This window comes from Nocardioides agri (assembly GCF_013778305.1).
Lineage (GTDB): Bacteria > Actinomycetota > Actinomycetes > Propionibacteriales > Nocardioidaceae > Nocardioides > Nocardioides agri.
Window position 1 is genome coordinate 1,060,802 of sequence record NZ_JACEIC010000002.1, and the last position, 17,038, is coordinate 1,077,839.

Below are 17,038 nucleotides of genomic sequence, written 5' to 3' on the forward strand. Positions count from 1 at the left end.
TCAGTCGAACTCAGTCGAAGTACTTCTTGAGCTCGTCCGGCATCACCGGGAGCGGCTTCTCGGACAGTTCCACGCCGGTGCCGGCGGCGTCGAGGGTGACCACGAGGTTCTTCTTGCCCCACACCTCGTTGTCGGTCTGCGGGAAGTCGTCGCGGGTGTGTCCCCCGCGCGACTCCTCCCGGGCGAGGGCCGCCTTCGCGATCGCCTCGGAGACGATCAGCATGTTGCGCAGATCGATCGAGAGGTGCCAGCCGGGGTTGTACTGCCGGTGCCCCTCGACGACCATGCCCTTCGCCCGCTCCTTGAAGGCCTCGATCTCCACGAGCGACGACTCGAGCTCGGCGGCGGTGCGGATGATGCCGACCAGGTCGTTCATCGACTGCTGGAGGTCCTGCTGGATGGAGTAGGGGTTCTCCCCGCCCTCCACCTCGAACGGCGCCAGCGCGCTCGCCGACGCCGCCTTCACGTCGTCCTCGTCGACCGCCGGCCGGGCGGGCAGGCCCGCGGCGTACGCCGCCGCCGCCTCGCCGGCCCGCTTGCCGAAGACCAGGAGGTCGCCGAGCGAGTTGCCACCGAGCCGGTTGGAGCCGTGCATGCCGCCGGAGCACTCGCCCACGGCGTACAGCCCGGTGACCGCGCTCTCCTGCGTGTCCGCGTCGACCTCGACGCCGCCCATGACGTAGTGGCAGGTCGGCCCGATCTCCATCGGCTCGGCGGTGATGTCGACGTCGGCCAGCTCCTTGAACTGGTGGTACATCGACGGCAGCCGCTTGCGGATGAACTCCGGGGACCGCCGCGAAGCGATGTCGAGGAAGATGCCGCCGTGCGGTGACCCCCGTCCGGCCTTGATCTCGGAGTTGATCGCGCGGGCGACCTCGTCACGCGGCAGCAGCTCGGGTGGCCGGCGGTTGTTCTTCTTGTCCTCGTACCAGCGGTCCGCCTCCTCCTCGGTGTCGGCCGTCTCCGAGCGGAAGAACTCCGGGATGTAGTCGAACATGAAGCGCTTGCCCTCGGAGTTGCGCAGGATGCCGCCGTCGCCGCGCACCGACTCGGTGACCAGCAGCCCCTTCACCGAGGGCGGCCAGACCATGCCGGTCGGGTGGAACTGCACGAACTCCATGTTGATGAGCGCGGCACCCGCGCGGAGCGCGAGCGCGTGCCCGTCGCCGGTGTACTCCCACGAGTTCGAGGTGACCTTGAAGGACTTGCCGATGCCGCCGGTCGCGAGGATCACCGTCGGGGCCTCGAAGGTGATGAACCGGCCGGACTCCCGCCAGTAGCCGAAGGCGCCGGACACCCGGCCGTCGTCCTTCAGCACCTCGGTGATCGTGCACTCCATGAACACGTCGATGCCGAGCTGCACGGTGCGCTGCTGGAGCGTGCGGATCATCTCCAGTCCCGTGCGGTCGCCGACGTGCGCGAGCCGCGCGTACTTGTGGCCGCCGAAGTCGCGCTGCGAGATCAGCCCGTCCTCGGTGCGGTCGAAGAGCGCGCCCCAGTCCTCGAGCTCCTGCACCCGCTCGGGCGCCTCCTGGGCGTGCAGCTGAGCCATCCGCCAGTTGTTCAGCATCTTCCCGCCACGCATGGTGTCGCGGAAGTGCACCTCCCAGTTGTCCTCGGGCCACCGGTTGCCCATCGCGGCGGCGATGCCGCCCTCGGCCATCACCGTGTGCGCCTTGCCGAGCAGCGACTTGCAGACCACCGCGGTCCGAGCGCCCGCCTCGTGGGCGGCGATGGCCGCGCGCAGGCCGGCGCCGCCGGCACCGACCACGACCACGTCGTACTGGTGGCGCTCCATGCCGCCCTCGCTGGTGCCGGACATCTCGTTGCCGGTCATCGGGTGCCGGGTCGACTCAGTCATCTAGAAGAACCTCAGGTCGTCGATCGTGCCGGTCGCCAGCAGGTAGATGTAGAAGTCGGTCAGCGCGACCGAGAACAGGGAGTACCAGGCCCACCTGGCGTGCTGGCCGTTGAGCTTGGAGACCCAGCCCCAGAGCCGGTAGCGGACCGGGTGCTTGGAGAAGTGCCGGAGCCGGCCGCCCATGATGTGCCGGCAGGAGTGGCAGCCGAGGGTGTAGAGCCAGATGAACACGACGTTGACCAGCATGATCAGGGTGCCCAGACCCATGTGGATGCCGTCGGACTCACCCTCGGCCGGCCCGAACGCCAGCAGGACGTCGTAGGTGAGGATGCAGGCCACCACGACCGCGGCGTACCAGAACCAGCGGTGGACGTTCTGGGCGAGCAGCGGGAACCGGGTCTCCCCGGTGTACTTCCCGTGCGGCTCTGCGACCGCGCAGGCCGGCGGGGAGAGCCAGAACGCGCGGTAGTAGGCCTTGCGGTAGTAGTAGCAGGTCAGCCGGAAGCCGAGCGGGAAGACCAGGATGAGCAGCGCGGGCGAGAGCGGCCACCCGCCGAACGGCTGCCCGAAGTCGGAGGAGCCCGGCACGCACTCGTTGCTGAGGCACGGCGAGTAGAACGGCGACAGGTACGGCTCCGAGAAGTAGTTCTCGCCGGAGAAGGCCCGCCAGGTCGAGTAGACGATGAAGGCGACGAAGACCACGAACGTCGCCGTCGGGGCCAGCCACCATCGATCGGCGCGGAGCGTCTTCACGTCGATGCGGGCCCGGGTGGGCCCGTTCACGCCTGTCGTAGCCAATCGCCACCTCCGGTGGGTCGGGTGTGCCCCGCTGCGTGCTACGGCAGTTTGCACACTCCGGACCCAATGTGAAAGGGGCCACTCCGAAGTCGGAGAACCTGTTGCACTTCGCAGGTCACTCCTCGTAGACCGCGACCCAGTCCACCTTCACGACGTACGCCGCCTGGCCGGCGGCCGTGTCGAGGTCGCGCAGGTTCTCCTGGTTCCAGTCGCGGACCAGGTTGCTCAGCACCACCCGACCGGGGTTGTAGGCGCTCTGGTCCTGCACCGAGCCGACGAGGTTGCCGTCGACGTAGAAGTCGTAGCCGGAGGCGGTCCAGTGGACGGCGTACACGTGGTAGGCGTCCTCCGCGCTCTGGTAGCGCGGGCCGATGGGGAACTCCCGGCCCACGAGCGGGTCGGGGTAGCGGAACCGCTGCGGGCTGGACCGGAAGCTGCTGCCGTCGGCGTCCCAGTTGGCGGTGATGCTGTCACCCCACAGCGACGCACCGGTGTACTCGGCGATGTCGGTCTCCGCGCTGCCCCGGCCGTAGCCCTCCGCGCTCAGCCAGAACGCGCCGTAGCTGCCCTTGCCGCTCTGGAACTTCACCCGGGCGACGAACCAGCCCCGGGCCTGGGTGAAGGTCGTGCTCTGGACGTGGCCCTGGAGGACGTGCTGGAGCGGCCCGTTCTCCGGGTCGCCCTGGGTGCACGGCTCCGGGGCGTCGGGGTCGGGCAGCACCCCGAGCGCCAGCACCCCGCCCGCGACCTTCCGCGCTGCCGGGGACGCCTTGGCGCACATCGTGGTCGCGCCGGCGCCGTAGACGTCCTGGCCGGGGCGGTCGATCCAGTTCGCGGGGTCGAACGTGTCGAACTCGTCGAGGAACGTCGGCGTCCGGGCCGGCGTCCCGGCCAAGCCCCCCGCCAGGCTGGTCTGCTCGGCGACGCCGTGCCAGGCCGGAGCGACCGCCTTGTACTCCCCGCCCTCCCAGGCCCGGAAGTAGGCGTGGCCCTGCGCGTCGGTCTCGACGGACTCCCAGGGCTGCCACTGCTCCTGGCTCCCTGGTGGACGCTGGTAGACCTCGACCGGACGGCCCGCCCGGGCCGGCGACACCGTGACCACGCCGCGGGCCGCAGCGGCCGACATGGGCGCGGGGCGGGTGCCGGGGTCGATGAGCCGCGGCTGCACGAGCACGCCGACCGTCTGCGGGACCAGCTGCACCTCGCGGGGCTCGGACACGACGGGGTCGTCGAGCGCGCCGGGGTCGACGTACGTGCGGAACGTCGAGGTGCCCTCGACCTCGTCGAGCGTCAGCGCGGGGAACGAGTAGGTGCCGTGGTGCCGGGTGTCCGTGCTGCCCACCTCGACCCACTCCCCCGACTCCTTCTCCTGCCGCTGCAGGTGGACCGGCAAGCCGGTGAGCGAGGCGCCCTCGATGCTGGCCCGACCACGGATGCGGAACGGCTCCCCCGGCATGCGGGTCTCGGGCGCCCGCATCTGCACCCCCGTCCGGGTGGCCGCGGGTCCCGGCCCGGCGGGCGGCGCCTCGTCGCTCAGCACGGTCACGACGCTCACCATCGTCGCCGACGCGACGACGGCGGCTGCGGCCGCCACGACGATCCACGTGCGCATCAGTTCGGGAAGCCTTCCATCGATGTCCGCCGGTCATCTCCCATCTTGCAGACGCGGCGAAACGGGAGGGTCACCGGCCGGTAACGGGGTGTAAGTCACACTCACCCGGGCACCGAGGTCCGGTCGGCTGCGGGTAGCGTGGCCCTTTGTGGCAACGACGACCTTGGTGAGGGATGCGCGGGCGTCGCGCTCGACGATCACCCTCAAGCTCCTGATGGCTGCGAGCGGCCTCCTCTTCATCCTGTTCGTGCTCCTGCACATGTACGGGAACCTCAAGGCCTTCTCGGGCCACGACGCGTACAACGAGTACGCCGAGCACCTGCGGACCCTCGGGGAGCCGATGCTCCCCTTCGAGGGATTCCTGTGGATCCAGCGCACGACGCTGGTCGTGGCGCTGGTCGTGCACGTGTACGCCGCCGCGACGCTCTGGCGGCGGGCCCGCGGGGCGCGCACGCAGCGGTACGTGATGAAGAAGAACCTCGCGTCGTCGTTCTCCTCCCGCTGGATGCGCTGGGGTGGCCTGACCATCCTGCTGTTCCTGATCTGGCACCTCGTCCAGTTCAGCTTCGGCAAGGTCAACGTCGCCGGCGGCGAGACCAACGACCCCTACAACCTCCTGGTCGACACGTTCGAGACCTGGTGGATGACGCTGATCTACCTCGCGGCGATGTTCGCGCTCGGCATGCACCTGCACCACGGCACCTGGAGCGCCGCGCAGACCCTCGGCCTGACCAACAACGTTCGCGCCCGGCGCAACGCCAAGTCGCTCGGCTGGATCCTCGCCGTGGTGATCGCCGGCGGCTTCTCCCTCGTCCCGATCTGCGTCCTCGCGGGCGTCATCACCAAGTAAGGGCCTTTCATGACCGACATGCCCGACACCACGCTCACGGGCGACCCGTCCCACGACGCCCCCGCCGACCACGGTGACGACGCCGCCGGCTACTACACGCCGGGCGACCCGATCCGCGACACCAAGGCGCCCGAGGGCCCGATCGACGAGCGCTGGCAGACCCGCAAGTTCGAGGCGCGGCTGGTGAACCCGGCCAACCGCCGCAAGCTCGACATCATCATCGTCGGCACCGGCCTGGCCGGCGCCTCCGCCGCCGCCACCCTCGGCGAGGCCGGCTACAACGTGAAGTCCTTCTGCTACCAGGACTCCCCGCGTCGTGCGCACTCCATCGCCGCGCAGGGCGGCATCAACGCCGCGAAGAACTACAAGGAGGACGGCGACTCCGCGCACCGTCTCTTCTACGACACCGTCAAGGGTGGCGACTACCGCTCGCGCGAGTCGAACGTCTACCGCCTGGCCGAGGTCAGCACCAACATCATCGACCAGTGCGTGGCGCAGGGCGTCCCGTTCGCGCGTGAGTACGGCGGCCTGCTCGACAACCGCTCCTTCGGTGGCGTCCAGGTGTCCCGGACGTTCTACGCCCGCGGCCAGACGGGCCAGCAGCTGCTGATCGGCGCCTACCAGGCCATGGAGCGCCAGGTCGCGGCCGGCACGGTCGAGCAGTTCACCCGTCACGAGATGCTCGAGCTGATCGTCGTCGACGGCAAGGCCCGCGGCATCATCGCCCGCGACATGGTGACCGGCGAGATCCAGACCCACCTCGCCGACGTGGTCGTGCTGGCCAGCGGCGGCTACGGCAATGTCTTCTTCCTCTCCACCAACGCCATGGGCTCCAACGTCACCGCCGCGTGGCGCGCGCACCGCAAGGGCGCCTACATGGCCAACCCCTGCTACACGCAGATCCACCCGACGTGCATCCCGGTCACCGGCTCCCACCAGTCGAAGCTGACGCTGATGTCGGAGTCGCTGCGCAACGACGGCCGGATCTGGGTGCCGAAGAAGAAGTCGGACTGCGAGAAGGACCCGCGCGAGATCCCCGAGGAGGACCGCGACTACTACCTGGAGCGGATCTACCCGTCCTTCGGCAACCTGGTCCCCCGCGACATCGCCTCGCGCGCCGCGAAGAACGTGTGCGACGAGGGCCGCGGCGTCGGCCCGGAGGTCGACGGCGTGCGCCGCGGTGTCTACCTCGACTTCAGCTCCGCGATCGAGCGCCTGGGCCGCGACGGCATCGAGGAGAAGTACGACAACCTCTTCGACATGTACGCCCGGATCACCGGCGAGAACCCCTACGAGACGCCGATGCGGATCTACCCCGCGGTGCACTACGTGATGGGTGGCCTGTGGGTCGACTACGACCTCCAGTCGACGATCCCCGGCCTGTTCGTGACCGGCGAGGCCAACTTCTCCGACCACGGCGCCAACCGCCTCGGCGCCTCGGCGCTGATGCAGGGCCTGGCCGACGGCTACTTCGTCCTGCCGCACACCATCCGCGACTACCTCGCGGACGGCCCGTTCGAGAAGATCCAGGAGAGCCACCCCGCCGTCGTCGAGGCCAGGCAGGCCGTCGAGGAGCGGGTCACGCACTTCCTGTCCACCAACGGCACCCGCAGCGTCGACTCCTACCACCGCGAGCTCGGCAACATCATGTGGGAGTACTGCGGCATGGAGCGGACCGAGGACGGCCTGAAGAAGGCCATCGACCTCATCCGCACCCTCAAGGACGACTTCTGGCGCAACGTGAAGGTGCTCGGCACGGCCGACTCCCTCAACCAGTCGCTCGAGAAGGCCGGCCGCGTGGCCGACTTCATGGAGCTCGGCGAGCTCATGTGCATCGACGCCCTCAACCGGCGTGAGTCCTGCGGTGGCCACTTCCGTGGCGAGTCGCAGACCGAGGACGGCGAGGCGCTGCGCCACGACGACCAGTTCGCGTACGTCGCGGCCTGGGAGTTCGCGGGCGACGGCGAGCTGCCCGTCCTGCACAAGGAAGACCTCGTCTACACGGCCATCGAGATGAAGCAGCGGAGCTACAAGTGAAGGTCACCCTCAAGATCTGGCGCCAGCCGGACGCCGCGTCCAAGGGCGCGATGCACACCTACGAGCTGGACGGCGTCTCCTCCGACATGTCGTTCCTCGAGATGCTCGACGTGCTCAACGAGGACCTCATCGCCAAGGGCGAGGACCCGGTCGCGTTCGACTCCGACTGCCGCGAGGGCATCTGTGGCATGTGCGGCCTGATGATCAACGGCCAGGCGCACGGCCCGGAGGTCACCACCACCTGCCAGCTGCACATGCGGTCCTTCAAGGACGGCGACGAGATCGTCATCGAGCCGTGGCGCTCCGACGCGTTCCCCGTCATCAAGGACCTGGTCGTCGACCGCAGCGCCTTCGACCGGATCATCCAGGCCGGCGGCTACATCTCGGTCAACACCGGCTCGGCCCCCGAGGCGCACTCGGTCCCGGTCCCGCGCGACGACGCGATCCGCGCGTTCAACGTGGCGACCTGCATCGGCTGCGGCGCCTGCGTCGCCGCCTGCCCCAACGGCTCGGCGTCGCTCTTCATGGGTGCCAAGATCACCCACCTCGGCGAGCTGCCGCAGGGCCAGCCGGAGCGCGACACCCGCGTCGTCGGCATGGTCGCGCAGCACGACGCCGAGGGCTTCGGTGGCTGCACCAACATCGGTGAGTGCACGGCCGCGTGCCCCAAGGAGATCCCGCTCGACGTGATCTCCCGCCTCAACTGGGACCTGCACGCCGCCCTGCGGCACGGCCGCTGACCCTGCGGACGACGGACACCAGGCCGAGCATCAGCCCCGCGCCGGCGGCGAAGGGCCACGCCCACGGGTGCTCGGGCTCGGGGCGCACCGGAGGTGAAGGCGGCCCCTCGATCGGCGGCGGGGCGGGTGCGGGCCGCGCGGCCCGTGCGGCGGCCGACGTGTGCGCCCACGAGGCGGCGTACAGGACCACCTTCGAGAAGTAGTTGATCCACACCAGCACGACCAGGGCGATGCCGAAGGCCTGGAACGCCGGGCTGCCCTGGGTCAGCGAGATCAGCAGGCCCGAGATCTGCTTGAGCACCTCGAAGGCGAGCGCGCCCAGCAGCGCCCCGGACCACAGCGACCGGCGCGGCGTGTGCGGCCGGGCCAGCAGCACGAAGAGCGCGTAGAAGAGCGCCAGGCCGACGAGCACGCCGAGGAGGATCGCGAGCAGCCTCAGCAGCCAGCCGCGCTCCACGTCGAGATCGAGGCGGTCCAGGATCTGGGTCGAGAAGCCGCCGACCAGGCCGGCGACACCGACGCCGACGAGCAGGATCGCGCCGATCACGACCAGCATCACGAGGTCGCGGACCTTGCCGAGGACGAAGTTGAGGTGCTCGCGGACCGGCAGCTCGAAGACCACGACGAGCGCGGCCCGCATCGCGGAGACCCAGCCGAGCCCGGAGTAGAGCAGCACGATCGCGCCGACCAGCCCGACGGTGCCGGCGAACTTCTCGATGTCGTCGAGCGTCGCCTGCCCCTCCTGCGTCCCGAGCAGTCCGGGCATGATCGCGTCCAGCGCGTCGGCGAGCGCGTCCCGCGCTCCCTCGTAGACGCGGGCCACCAGCCCGACGACGAAGAACGCCAGCGCCAGGACCGGGAAGAACGACAGGAACGCGAAGTAGGTGACCGCGCCGGCCTGCTGCCCGGCCTTGACGGCGCTGTAGTGCTCCTGGGTGCGGACGGCGTGGTCGAGCAGCGGGCTGCGGCGCCGCACGGCAGCGATCCGTGCCGTCAGCGCCGGCACGTCAGCGCTCCGCGGGCCCCAGCGCGAACCGCCGGGTCGGCTGCCAGCCGATGGCGTCGTCGTGGACGTAGAGGTGGAACCCGGCGACGTCGAACTCGCACTCGAAGTCGGCGAGCTCGCCGAACGCCCGGTCGAGCAGCTCGTCGGGCAAGTGGTGGGCGATCGTGACGTGCGGGTGGTAGGGGTGCGCGAGGTCGACCGCGAGCGGGCCGCGGCGGATCCGGGACGCGAGCTGCTCGCACTGCGAGATGCCCTCGACCAGGGTCACGAACACCACCGGCGACACCGGCCGGAACGTGCCGGTGCCCCGCAGGTGGATGCGGTACGGCGCGACGTCGGCCGCGGCGTCGGCCAGGTGCTGGACGATCGTCGGGAGGTCCGCCTCGTCGACCTCCGTCGGCGGCACCAGCGTGACGTGGGTGGGGATCATCGCCGCGGTGGTGTCACCCACGGCGGTGCGGTAGTCCTGGAGCTCGGTCGCCCAGGGCTCCGGGATCGCGATCGCCACTCCGATGGTCGGCACGTCGAGCGACCCTACCCCTGGGCCGCGGCCGCGAAGCCGACCCGGTCGTAGACGTCGCGGAGCGTCGCGCGGGCGACCTCGCCGGCCTGGGCGGCGCCCCGCGCGAGCACGTCGGTGAGGTGGGTCCGGTCGTCGAGCAGCTCGAGGGTGCGCTCGCGGAACGGGGTCACGAACTCGACCACGACCTCGGCGAGCTCCTTCTTGAGGTCGCCGTAGCCGCGGCCGGCGTACTCGTCCACGAGGTCGGTGACCGGACGACCGGTGAGCGCGGAGTAGATCGTCAGCAGGTTGCTGATGCCCGGCTTCGCCTCGGGGTCGAAGCGGATCTCGGAGTCCGAGTCGGTGACGGCGGACCTGATCTTCTTCGCCGAGACCTTCGGGTCGTCGAGCATCTCGACGATGCCGGACGGCGAGGACGCCGACTTCGACATCTTCGAGGTCGGGTCCTGCAGGTCCGTGATCTTTGCGGTCGCCTTGAGGATGTAGGGCTCGGGCAGCCGGAAGGTCTTCTTGTAGCGGCTGTTGAAGCGCTGCGCGAGGTCGCGGGTGAGCTCGAGGTGCTGGCGCTGGTCCTCGCCGACCGGCACGAAGTGCGGCCGGTAGAGCAGGATGTCGGCCGCCTGGAGGATCGGATAGGTGAACAGCCCGACGCTGGCGGCGCCCTCACCGCCCTTGGCGGACTTGTCCTTGAACTGCGTCATCCGGCGCGCCTCGCCGAAGCCGGTCAGGCACTGGAGCACCCAGCCGAGCTGGGCGTGCTCGGGCACCTGGCTCTGCACGAAGATCGCGGACCGGTCGGGGTCCACCCCCATCGCGAGCAGCTGGGCCGCGGCGCGCAGCGTGCGGTCGCGGAGCACCTTCGGGTCCTGCTCGACCGTGATCGCGTGCAGGTCGGCGATGAAGAAGAAGGGCTGGTAGTCCTGCTGCAGGTCGACCCACTGCCGCAGCGCACCGAGGTAGTTGCCGAAGTGGAACGAGTCGGCCGTCGGCTGGATGCCGGAGAGCACCCGCGGCCGGGCGGTGGTGCCGCCGGACGCGGACACGGAGACCTCGGGGGCGGTCGTGGTGGACATGGCCGACATTCTCACCTATCCGGTTTGCGGCGCGGCCCACCGGGTTGGGAGGGTTCGGTCCATGCTGCACGTCACCGGGCCCGGCCGCGCGGAGGTCCGGTCCACCCCCGCCGGCTCCCCCGTCGACCCCGAGGCGCTCGGCGCCGCGCTCGACGCCGCGTTCGCCGACGGGGTGGGCGTGGTCGGCTGGTGGGTGCCGGTGGGCGACTGGGTCGCCCGGCGTACGGCGTGGCGCCTCGGCTTCGCCTACGGCGGCGTGCTCCGCGGCTGGGTCGACGGCGCCGACGCCTGGGCCTTCACGCTCGGTGCCGACGACCCCCGCGAACCGCGCACCCGGTGGCTGGACTGCCCGGTCATCGAGGGTGACGGCGTGCGGCTGCGCCCGCTGACGACCGCCGACGCGCCCCGGGTGGTCGAGGGCATCGGCGACCCCGACACCCAGTTCTGGCTGTCGTTCATGCCGCGGGACCCAGGGCCGGCCGAGGGGCTCGCCTACCTCGAGACCGCCCTCGTGCGCCTCGCCGACAACCACACCGTGACCTGGGGGTTCGCCGAGACCGGCGACGACCGGCTGCTGGGCGCCGTCGGCCTCTACCGCCTCGACACCGAGCCCGAGCTCGGCTACTGGACCCATCCCGACGCCCGCGGGCGCGGTCTCACGGTCCGGGCCGCCCGCCTGGCGCTCGGCCACGCCTTCGGGACGCTCGGGCTCTCGCACGTCGCGGCGTACGCCGCGGCCGGGAACGCCGCCTCGCTGGGCGTCCTGGAGGCCCTCGGCATGCGCCGGGTCGGCGTCCGCCGCCGCAGCGCCACGACCGGCGACGGCCGGGTCGCGGACCTCGTCGGCTACGACCTGCTGGCTGAGGAGCTCTCCGCGGGCTGATCCTCCGTGCGCCGGTGGATGGCGGCCGACCAGAGGAGCACGCCGATGCCCACCACCGAGAGCGCCGCACCGACCAGGGCCGGGGCGCGGTAGCCGTGGCCGGCCGCGATGACGACCCCGCCGAGCCAGGCGCCGAGGGCGTTGGCGAGGTTGAGCGAGGCGTGGTTCATGGCCGCACCGAGGGTCTGCGCCTCGCCCGAGACCGACATCAGCCGCAGCTGGAGGTTGACCACCAGCACCGAGCCGGTCGCGGTGACCAGGAAGATCGCGGGCAGCAGCGCCCACCCGAGCGGCGCGGTCGCCCAGACCAGCAGCATCACCAGGCCGGACGCGACGCCCGACCAGATCAGCGTGCGGAAGACGTCCCAGTCGGCCAGCCGACCGGCCAGCCAGGTGCCGGCGACCATGCCGACGCCGAACGCGGCGGTGAAGATCGGCACCGCGGACTCGGGCAGCCCGCCCACGTCGGTGACGGTCGGCGCGATGTAGGAGTAGACGGCGAACAGCCCGCCGAAGCCGACGGCGCCCGCGAGCAGCGTGAGCATCGCCTGGCCGTTGCGGAAGAACTGCAGCTCCCGGCGTCCGGTCGCGGACGAGTCGCCCGGGCAGGACGGCACGAAGAGCAGCACCATCAGCATGGTGGCGGCCGCGAGGGCGGCCGCCGCGACGTACGCCGCCCGCCAGCCGGCCTGCTGACCGAGCCAGGTCGCGGCGGGCACGCCGATCACGTTGGCGATCGAGAGGCCCAGCATCACGCTGGCCACCGCGCGGCCGCGGCGGCCGGGTGCCGCGAGGCTGGCCGCGACCAGCGAGGCGACGCCGAAGTAGGCGCCGTGCGGGAGGCCGTCGAGGAAGCGGGCGCCGAGCAGCACGCCGTAGCTGTCGGCGGTGGCGCTGAGCAGGTTGCAGGCGGCGTAGACGGCCATCAGCCCGATCAGCAGCGCCCGCCGGGGCAGCTTGGCACCGAAGACGGCGATGAGCGGCGCGCCCACCACCACGCCGAGGGCGTACGCCGAGATCAGGTGGCCCGCCTGCGGGATCGAGATGCCGACGCCGTCCGCGATCTGCGGGAGCAGCCCCATCGTGACGAACTCGGTGGTGCCGATGGCGAAGCCGCCGAGGCCCATCGCCAGCACCGCCAGCGTGTAGTGGCTGGCAGGTGTGGGCGGCGCATCCGTGCTGGTCGGCGCGGTCGTCGTCACGGGGCGGGCCCTTCCGGTCGTCGAGGATCGAGTCTGCAACCTCGCCGCCCTCGACACCTATTCCTTGACCGCTCAAGAAGGGCTCTCGGGTGCCGATGGGAGCAGGGTCACGTCCTTCGACCGTCAAGGAAGTCAGCACTGTGCGCGCGCTCCTGCACCACCTGTCCATCGGCCGCCGTCTCGCCTTCGTCTTCGCCGTCCTCTGCCTCCTCCTGCTGGTGGTGGCGGGCGCCGGCGTCAACGCCGGGCGCCAGTACCTCGAGCTCGGCGACCAGCAGCAGCGCCTCGCGGCGATGCGCGACGACGTCAAGGAGCTGCGCTTCCTCGACGGCGACGTGAGCGGCTGGCAGGGCTTCATCTACTCCGAGGCCACGGTCTCGACGCCGGCCGCCGCGGTCGAGCCGGACGCCGACAACATGTCCGGCCTCATCGAGTCGCGGGACAAGGTCTACAAGATCCTCGACGAGATCGACACGGGCGCCATGTCCGACGACGAGCTCGCCGACCTCGAGACCATGAAGCAGCAGTGGGACGACTTCTTCGCGGCGACCGACGCGTGGGCCGAGCAGCTGCGGACCGCGGCCGGCCCTGGTGACATGTACCAGGCGTTCAAGGTGCTCAACAGCGGCGACCTCGCGACGTCGTGGTCGGCGCTGCTCGAGACCACCGACGCGCTCGCGGCGTCCGTCGACGACCGCATGGCCGACCTCTACGAGCAGTCCGACGCGATCGCGCAGCGCTCGATGATCGTCATGGTCGTCGCGGTCGTCCTGGCCCTCGGCATCGCGATCGCCACCGGTGTCCTGGTGACCCGCTCGATCGTCGGCCCGCTGCGCCGCTGCGTCGCCGCGATCGACCGCGTCGCCGAGGGCGACCTCACCGCGTCCCCCGGCATCGACCAGCGCGACGAGGTGGGCCATCTCGCGAAGGCCTTCGACGCGACCATGTCCGCGCTCCGCGGCATCGTCTCCACGATGGCCCAGTCGGCCATGACGGTCGCGGCCGCCGCGGAGGAGATCACGGCCACCTCCGACACCATCTCGGCGTCGGCGGTGCAGACATCGGCCGAGGCGGAGGTCGTCAGCGCCGCAGCCGGCGCCGTCTCCCACAACGTGCAGACCGTCGCCGCCGGCTCCGAGCAGATGGGCGCCTCGATCCAGGAGATCGCCCGCAGCGCCCACGACGCGGCCGGGGTCGCGACCGAGGCCGTGCAGACCGCCGAGCAGACGGGCGTCACCATCGGCAAGCTCGGGACGTCCTCGCAGGAGATCGGCGACGTCGTCAAGGTCATCACCCAGATCGCGCAGCAGACCAACCTGCTCGCGCTCAACGCCACGATCGAGGCCGCCCGTGCCGGCGAGGCGGGCAAGGGGTTCGCGGTCGTCGCGCACGAGGTCAAGGAGCTCGCGCAGGAGACCGCCCGGGCCACCGAGGACATCGCCCAGCGGGTCGGCGCGATCCAGTCCGACGCGGCCGACGCGGTCGACGCGATCGGCCGGATCGGCACCGTCGTCGGGCGGATCAGCGACTCGCAGACCACGATCGCGGCCGCCGTCGAGGAGCAGACGCTGACGACGCAGGAGATGAACCGCAACGTCTCCGACGCCGCGTCCGGCTCGGGCGACATCGCGCAGACCGTCGGCCGGGTGGCCGACGCCTCGCGGGTCACCACCGAGGGCGTCCACCAGCTCCACGGCGCCGTCGCCGACCTCTCCCGGATGTCGGTCGACCTCCAGGGCCTGGTCGCGGCCTTCCGCTACGAGTGAGGCGCCGAGTCAGTCGACCCGCGTGACCTCGGACTGCACGGCGGCGACCTCGCCGCCGTCGTCCGGCAGGCACGGCTCCCCGGCGTACGCCGCCGGGGGGCTGTAGCTGCCACTGGCCTGGACGCGATCGCCGTCGCGACCGACGACGTTGTCGCCGCCGTCGTAGAGCGTCACGTGACCGGCCTCGTCGAGCTTGCCCCGGAAGCCTGCGGGCCAGACCGGCCAGAGCCGGCCCTCGGACCCCTGGAGGTAGACGCAGCGGTGGTCGTCGACGGCGATCACGCCGACGATCAGCGCGTCACCGGCGTCCTGCCCCGGGATCCACTCCGAGGTAGGCACCCGGATCGTCGTCGCCGTCGACTCCGAGCCGCGCGAGACCAGCGAGACGACGCCGAACGCCGCCGCGGCGATCAGCACCGGGATCACGACCGCGAGGACCATGCCCCGGCGCCCGAGCGCCGGCTTCTGGTCCCAGCGGCTGTAGCCGCTCACGTCAGGCGAGCGAGTCGAGCGCGGCGTTGAGCGTCGCGGACGGACGCATGACCGCGGTCGCCTTGGCGTCGTCGGGGCGGTAGTAGCCACCGATGTCGGCCGGGGAGCCCTGGACGGCGATCAGCTCGTCGACGATCTGCTGCTCCTGTGCGGCCAGCGTCTCGGCGAGCGGCTTGAAGGCGGCGGCCAGATCGGCGTCCTCGGTCTGCGCGGCCAGCTCCTGGGCCCAGTAGAGCGCCAGGTAGAAGTGCGAGCCGCGGTTGTCGATGCCCCCGAGGCGACGGGTCGGCGACTTGTCCTCGTTGAGGAACGTGCCGGTCGCCCGGTCGAGGGTGTCGGCGAGCACCGTGGCGGCCGGCGCACCGGCCTGCTCGGCGTACAGCTCCAGCGAGGGCACCAGCGCGAAGAACTCGCCCAGGCTGTCCCAGCGCAGGTAGTTCTCCTTGACCAGCTGCTGCACGTGCTTCGGCGCGGACCCTCCGGCGCCGGTCTCGAAGAGGCCGCCGCCGTTCATCAGCGGGACGACCGAGAGCATCTTGGCGGAGGTGCCGACCTCGAGGATCGGGAAGAGGTCGGTGTTGTAGTCGCGGAGCACGTTGCCGGTGACCGAGATCGTGTCCTCGCCCTTGCGGATCCGCTCCAGGGAGTACGTCGTGGCCGCGGCGGGCGCCATGATCTCGATGGTCAGGCCCTCGGTGTCGTGCTCGGGGAGGTACTCCTCGACCTTGGCGATCAGGTTGGCGTCGTGCGCCCGGGTCTCGTCGAGCCAGAACACCGCCGGGGCGCCGGTGGCCCGGGCGCGGGAGACGGCGAGCTTGACCCAGTCGCGGATGGGGGCGTCCTTGGTCTGGCAGGCGCGCCAGATGTCGCCCGGCTGCACGTCGTGGGCGATGAGCACCTCCCCGGCGGCGTTGAGGACCTGGATGGTGCCGGCCGACGGCGCCTCGAAGGTCTTGTCGTGCGAGCCGTACTCCTCGGCCGCCTGGGCCATCAGGCCGACGTTGGGCACCGAGCCCATCGTCGCCGGGTCGAGAGCGCCGTGGGTGCGGCAGTCGTCGATCGTGGCCTGGTAGACGCCGGCGTAGGAGGAGTCCGGGATCACCGCGAGGGTGTCGGCCTCCTTGCCGTCGGGGCCCCACATGTGGCCGCCGCCGCGGATCATCGCCGGCATCGAGGCGTCGATGATGACGTCGGAGGGGACGTGCAGGTTGGTGATGCCCTTGTCGGAGTCGACCATCGCCATCGCCGGACCGTCGGCGAGACCGGCCTCGACGGCGGCCTTGATCGCGTCGCCCTCGGGGAGGGCCGCGGCGGCGCTGAGGAGGCCACCGAGCCCGTCGTTCGGGGAGATGCCGGCGGCGGCGAGCTGCTCGCCGTACTGCTCGAAGAGGGTCGGGAAGAACGCCTGGACGACGTGGCCGAAGATGATCGGGTCCGAGACCTTCATCATCGTGGCCTTGAGGTGCACCGAGAACAGCACGTCCTCGGCCTTGGCGCGGGCGATCTGCTCGGTGAGGAAGCGGCGCAGCGCCGCGACGTCCATGAACGTGCCGTCAACGACCTCGCCCGCGAGCACCGTGATGCCGTCCTTGAGGACGGTCTCGGTGCCGTCGGCGCCGACGTGCTTGATGGTGAGGGTGTCGTCGCTCGGGATCACGACGGACTTCTCGTTGGAGCGGAAGTCGCGCTGGCCCATGGTGGCGACATTGGTCTTGGAGTCGGAGCTCCACGCGCCCATGCGGTGCGGGTGGGTCTTCGCGTAGTTCTTGACCGACGCGGGCGCGCGGCGGTCGGAGTTGCCCTCGCGCAGGACCGGGTTGACCGCGGAGCCCTTGACCTTGTCGTACTTGGCCCGGGCCTCCTTCTCCTCGTCGGTCGACGGGCTCTCGGGGTAGTCGGGGATCGCGTGGCCCTGCTCCTGGAGCTCCTTGATCGCGGCCTTCAGCTGCGGCACCGACGCGGACACGTTGGGGAGCTTGATGATGTTGGCCTCGGGCGTCTTCGCGAGCGCGCCCAGCTCGGCGAGGGCGTCGTCGACGATCCCGAACTGGGCCAGGATCCGGCCCGCGAGGGAGATGTCGCGGGTCTCGATCGCCACGCCGGCCTGCCCGGCGTACGCCTCGACGATCGGGAGGAAGGAGTACGTCGCCAGCAGGGGCGCCTCGTCGGTGTGCGTGTAGATGATCTTGGCCATG

Annotated in this window: 14 protein-coding genes; 5 read left to right on the plus strand and 9 right to left on the minus strand. The window is 71.0% G+C overall.

The window, feature by feature from the left end; all coding sequences use genetic code 11:
- Positions 1-10: 10 nt before the first annotated feature.
- The 3 genes from HZF07_RS09660 to HZF07_RS09670 form a co-directional block, all read right to left on the minus strand.
- A complete protein-coding gene (locus HZF07_RS09660) occupies positions 11-1,861 on the minus strand; it encodes a fumarate reductase/succinate dehydrogenase flavoprotein subunit (RefSeq protein WP_157341232.1) in 1,851 nt (616 codons plus the stop codon).
- Positions 1,862-2,644 carry a hypothetical protein gene (locus HZF07_RS09665; protein WP_309504682.1) on the minus strand — a complete coding sequence of 261 codons (783 nt, stop codon included), beginning with the start codon at positions 2,642-2,644 and terminating at the stop codon, positions 1,862-1,864.
- Positions 2,645-2,774: 130 nt separating this feature from the next.
- Positions 2,775-4,271: a glycoside hydrolase family 16 protein gene (locus HZF07_RS09670; protein ID WP_157341236.1), complete on the minus strand. Its 1,497-nt coding sequence runs from the start codon at positions 4,269-4,271 to the stop codon at positions 2,775-2,777.
- A 148-nt stretch (positions 4,272-4,419) separates the two neighbouring features.
- On the opposite strand from HZF07_RS09670, the gene HZF07_RS09675 reads away from it, so the two are divergent.
- Genes HZF07_RS09675 through HZF07_RS09685 form a run of 3 tightly spaced genes read left to right on the plus strand, consistent with a single transcriptional unit; the run spans position 4,420 to position 7,898 of the window.
- Positions 4,420-5,121, plus strand: coding sequence for a succinate dehydrogenase cytochrome b subunit (locus HZF07_RS09675; protein ID WP_181644996.1), 702 nt, complete (start codon positions 4,420-4,422; stop codon positions 5,119-5,121).
- A gap of 18 nt (positions 5,122-5,139) precedes the next feature.
- On the plus strand, positions 5,140-7,158 hold the full coding sequence (locus HZF07_RS09680; RefSeq protein ID WP_157344928.1) for a fumarate reductase/succinate dehydrogenase flavoprotein subunit: 2,019 nt from the start codon (positions 5,140-5,142) through the stop codon (positions 7,156-7,158).
- Positions 7,155-7,898, plus strand: a complete 744-nt coding sequence (locus tag HZF07_RS09685; RefSeq protein WP_181644997.1) for a succinate dehydrogenase/fumarate reductase iron-sulfur subunit — start codon at positions 7,155-7,157, stop codon at positions 7,896-7,898. The genes HZF07_RS09680 and HZF07_RS09685 overlap by 4 nt, the downstream gene beginning before the upstream one ends.
- On the opposite strand, the gene HZF07_RS09690 is transcribed toward HZF07_RS09685, so the two are convergent.
- Genes HZF07_RS09690 through trpS form a run of 3 tightly spaced genes read right to left on the minus strand, consistent with a single transcriptional unit; the run spans position 7,858 to position 10,500 of the window.
- Entirely contained in the window at positions 7,858-8,904 is a 1,047-nt protein-coding gene (locus HZF07_RS09690) for a YihY/virulence factor BrkB family protein (protein WP_181644998.1), read from the minus strand. The genes HZF07_RS09685 and HZF07_RS09690 overlap by 41 nt on opposite strands.
- Position 8,905: 1 nt before the next feature.
- Entirely contained in the window at positions 8,906-9,427 is a 522-nt protein-coding gene (locus HZF07_RS09695) for a 2'-5' RNA ligase family protein (protein WP_181644999.1), read from the minus strand.
- Between the two features lie 11 nt (positions 9,428-9,438).
- Positions 9,439-10,500, minus strand: coding sequence for a tryptophan--tRNA ligase (trpS, locus tag HZF07_RS09700; RefSeq protein WP_181645000.1), 1,062 nt, complete (start codon positions 10,498-10,500; stop codon positions 9,439-9,441).
- 61 nt (positions 10,501-10,561) lie between these two features.
- On the opposite strand from trpS, the gene HZF07_RS09705 reads away from it, so the two are divergent.
- Positions 10,562-11,383, plus strand: coding sequence for a GNAT family N-acetyltransferase (locus tag HZF07_RS09705; protein WP_157341240.1), 822 nt, complete (start codon positions 10,562-10,564; stop codon positions 11,381-11,383).
- On the opposite strand, the gene HZF07_RS09710 is transcribed toward HZF07_RS09705, so the two are convergent.
- The gene (locus tag HZF07_RS09710) at positions 11,347-12,585 is read right to left on the minus strand and encodes an MFS transporter (protein ID WP_309504683.1); all 1,239 of its coding nucleotides are present in this window, start codon (positions 12,583-12,585) and stop codon (positions 11,347-11,349) included. The genes HZF07_RS09705 and HZF07_RS09710 overlap by 37 nt on opposite strands.
- Before the next feature lie 140 nt (positions 12,586-12,725).
- Here HZF07_RS09710 and HZF07_RS09715 point away from each other — a divergent pair, with 140 nt between their 5' ends.
- Entirely contained in the window at positions 12,726-14,351 is a 1,626-nt protein-coding gene (locus HZF07_RS09715; protein ID WP_309504684.1) for a methyl-accepting chemotaxis protein, read from the plus strand.
- 9 nt (positions 14,352-14,360) lie between these two features.
- Here HZF07_RS09715 and HZF07_RS09720 read toward each other — a convergent pair whose 3' ends face one another.
- Together HZF07_RS09720 and HZF07_RS09725 are read right to left on the minus strand one after the other, a co-directional pair.
- Positions 14,361-14,843: a hypothetical protein gene (locus HZF07_RS09720; protein WP_157341242.1), complete on the minus strand. Its 483-nt coding sequence runs from the start codon at positions 14,841-14,843 to the stop codon at positions 14,361-14,363.
- A 1-nt stretch (position 14,844) separates the two neighbouring features.
- Positions 14,845-17,037, minus strand: coding sequence for an NADP-dependent isocitrate dehydrogenase (locus tag HZF07_RS09725; protein ID WP_157341244.1), 2,193 nt, complete (start codon positions 17,035-17,037; stop codon positions 14,845-14,847).
- Between the last annotated feature and the right edge of the window lies 1 nt (position 17,038).

Bases quoted from the DNA above. Each gene is read 5' to 3' on its own strand.
- trpS (WP_181645000.1), bottom strand. From the start codon at position 10,500: ATGTCCACCACGACCGCCCCCGAGGTCTCCGTGTCCGCGTCCGGCGGC.
- HZF07_RS09670 (WP_157341236.1), bottom strand. From the start codon at position 4,271: ATGCGCACGTGGATCGTCGTGGCGGCCGCAGCCGCCGTCGTCGCGTCG.
- HZF07_RS09725 (WP_157341244.1), bottom strand. From the start codon at position 17,037: ATGGCCAAGATCATCTACACGCACACCGACGAGGCGCCCCTGCTGGCG.
- HZF07_RS09660 (WP_157341232.1), bottom strand. From the start codon at position 1,861: ATGACTGAGTCGACCCGGCACCCGATGACCGGCAACGAGATGTCCGGC.
- HZF07_RS09680 (WP_157344928.1), top strand. From the start codon at position 5,140: ATGCCCGACACCACGCTCACGGGCGACCCGTCCCACGACGCCCCCGCC.
- HZF07_RS09705 (WP_157341240.1), top strand. From the start codon at position 10,562: ATGCTGCACGTCACCGGGCCCGGCCGCGCGGAGGTCCGGTCCACCCCC.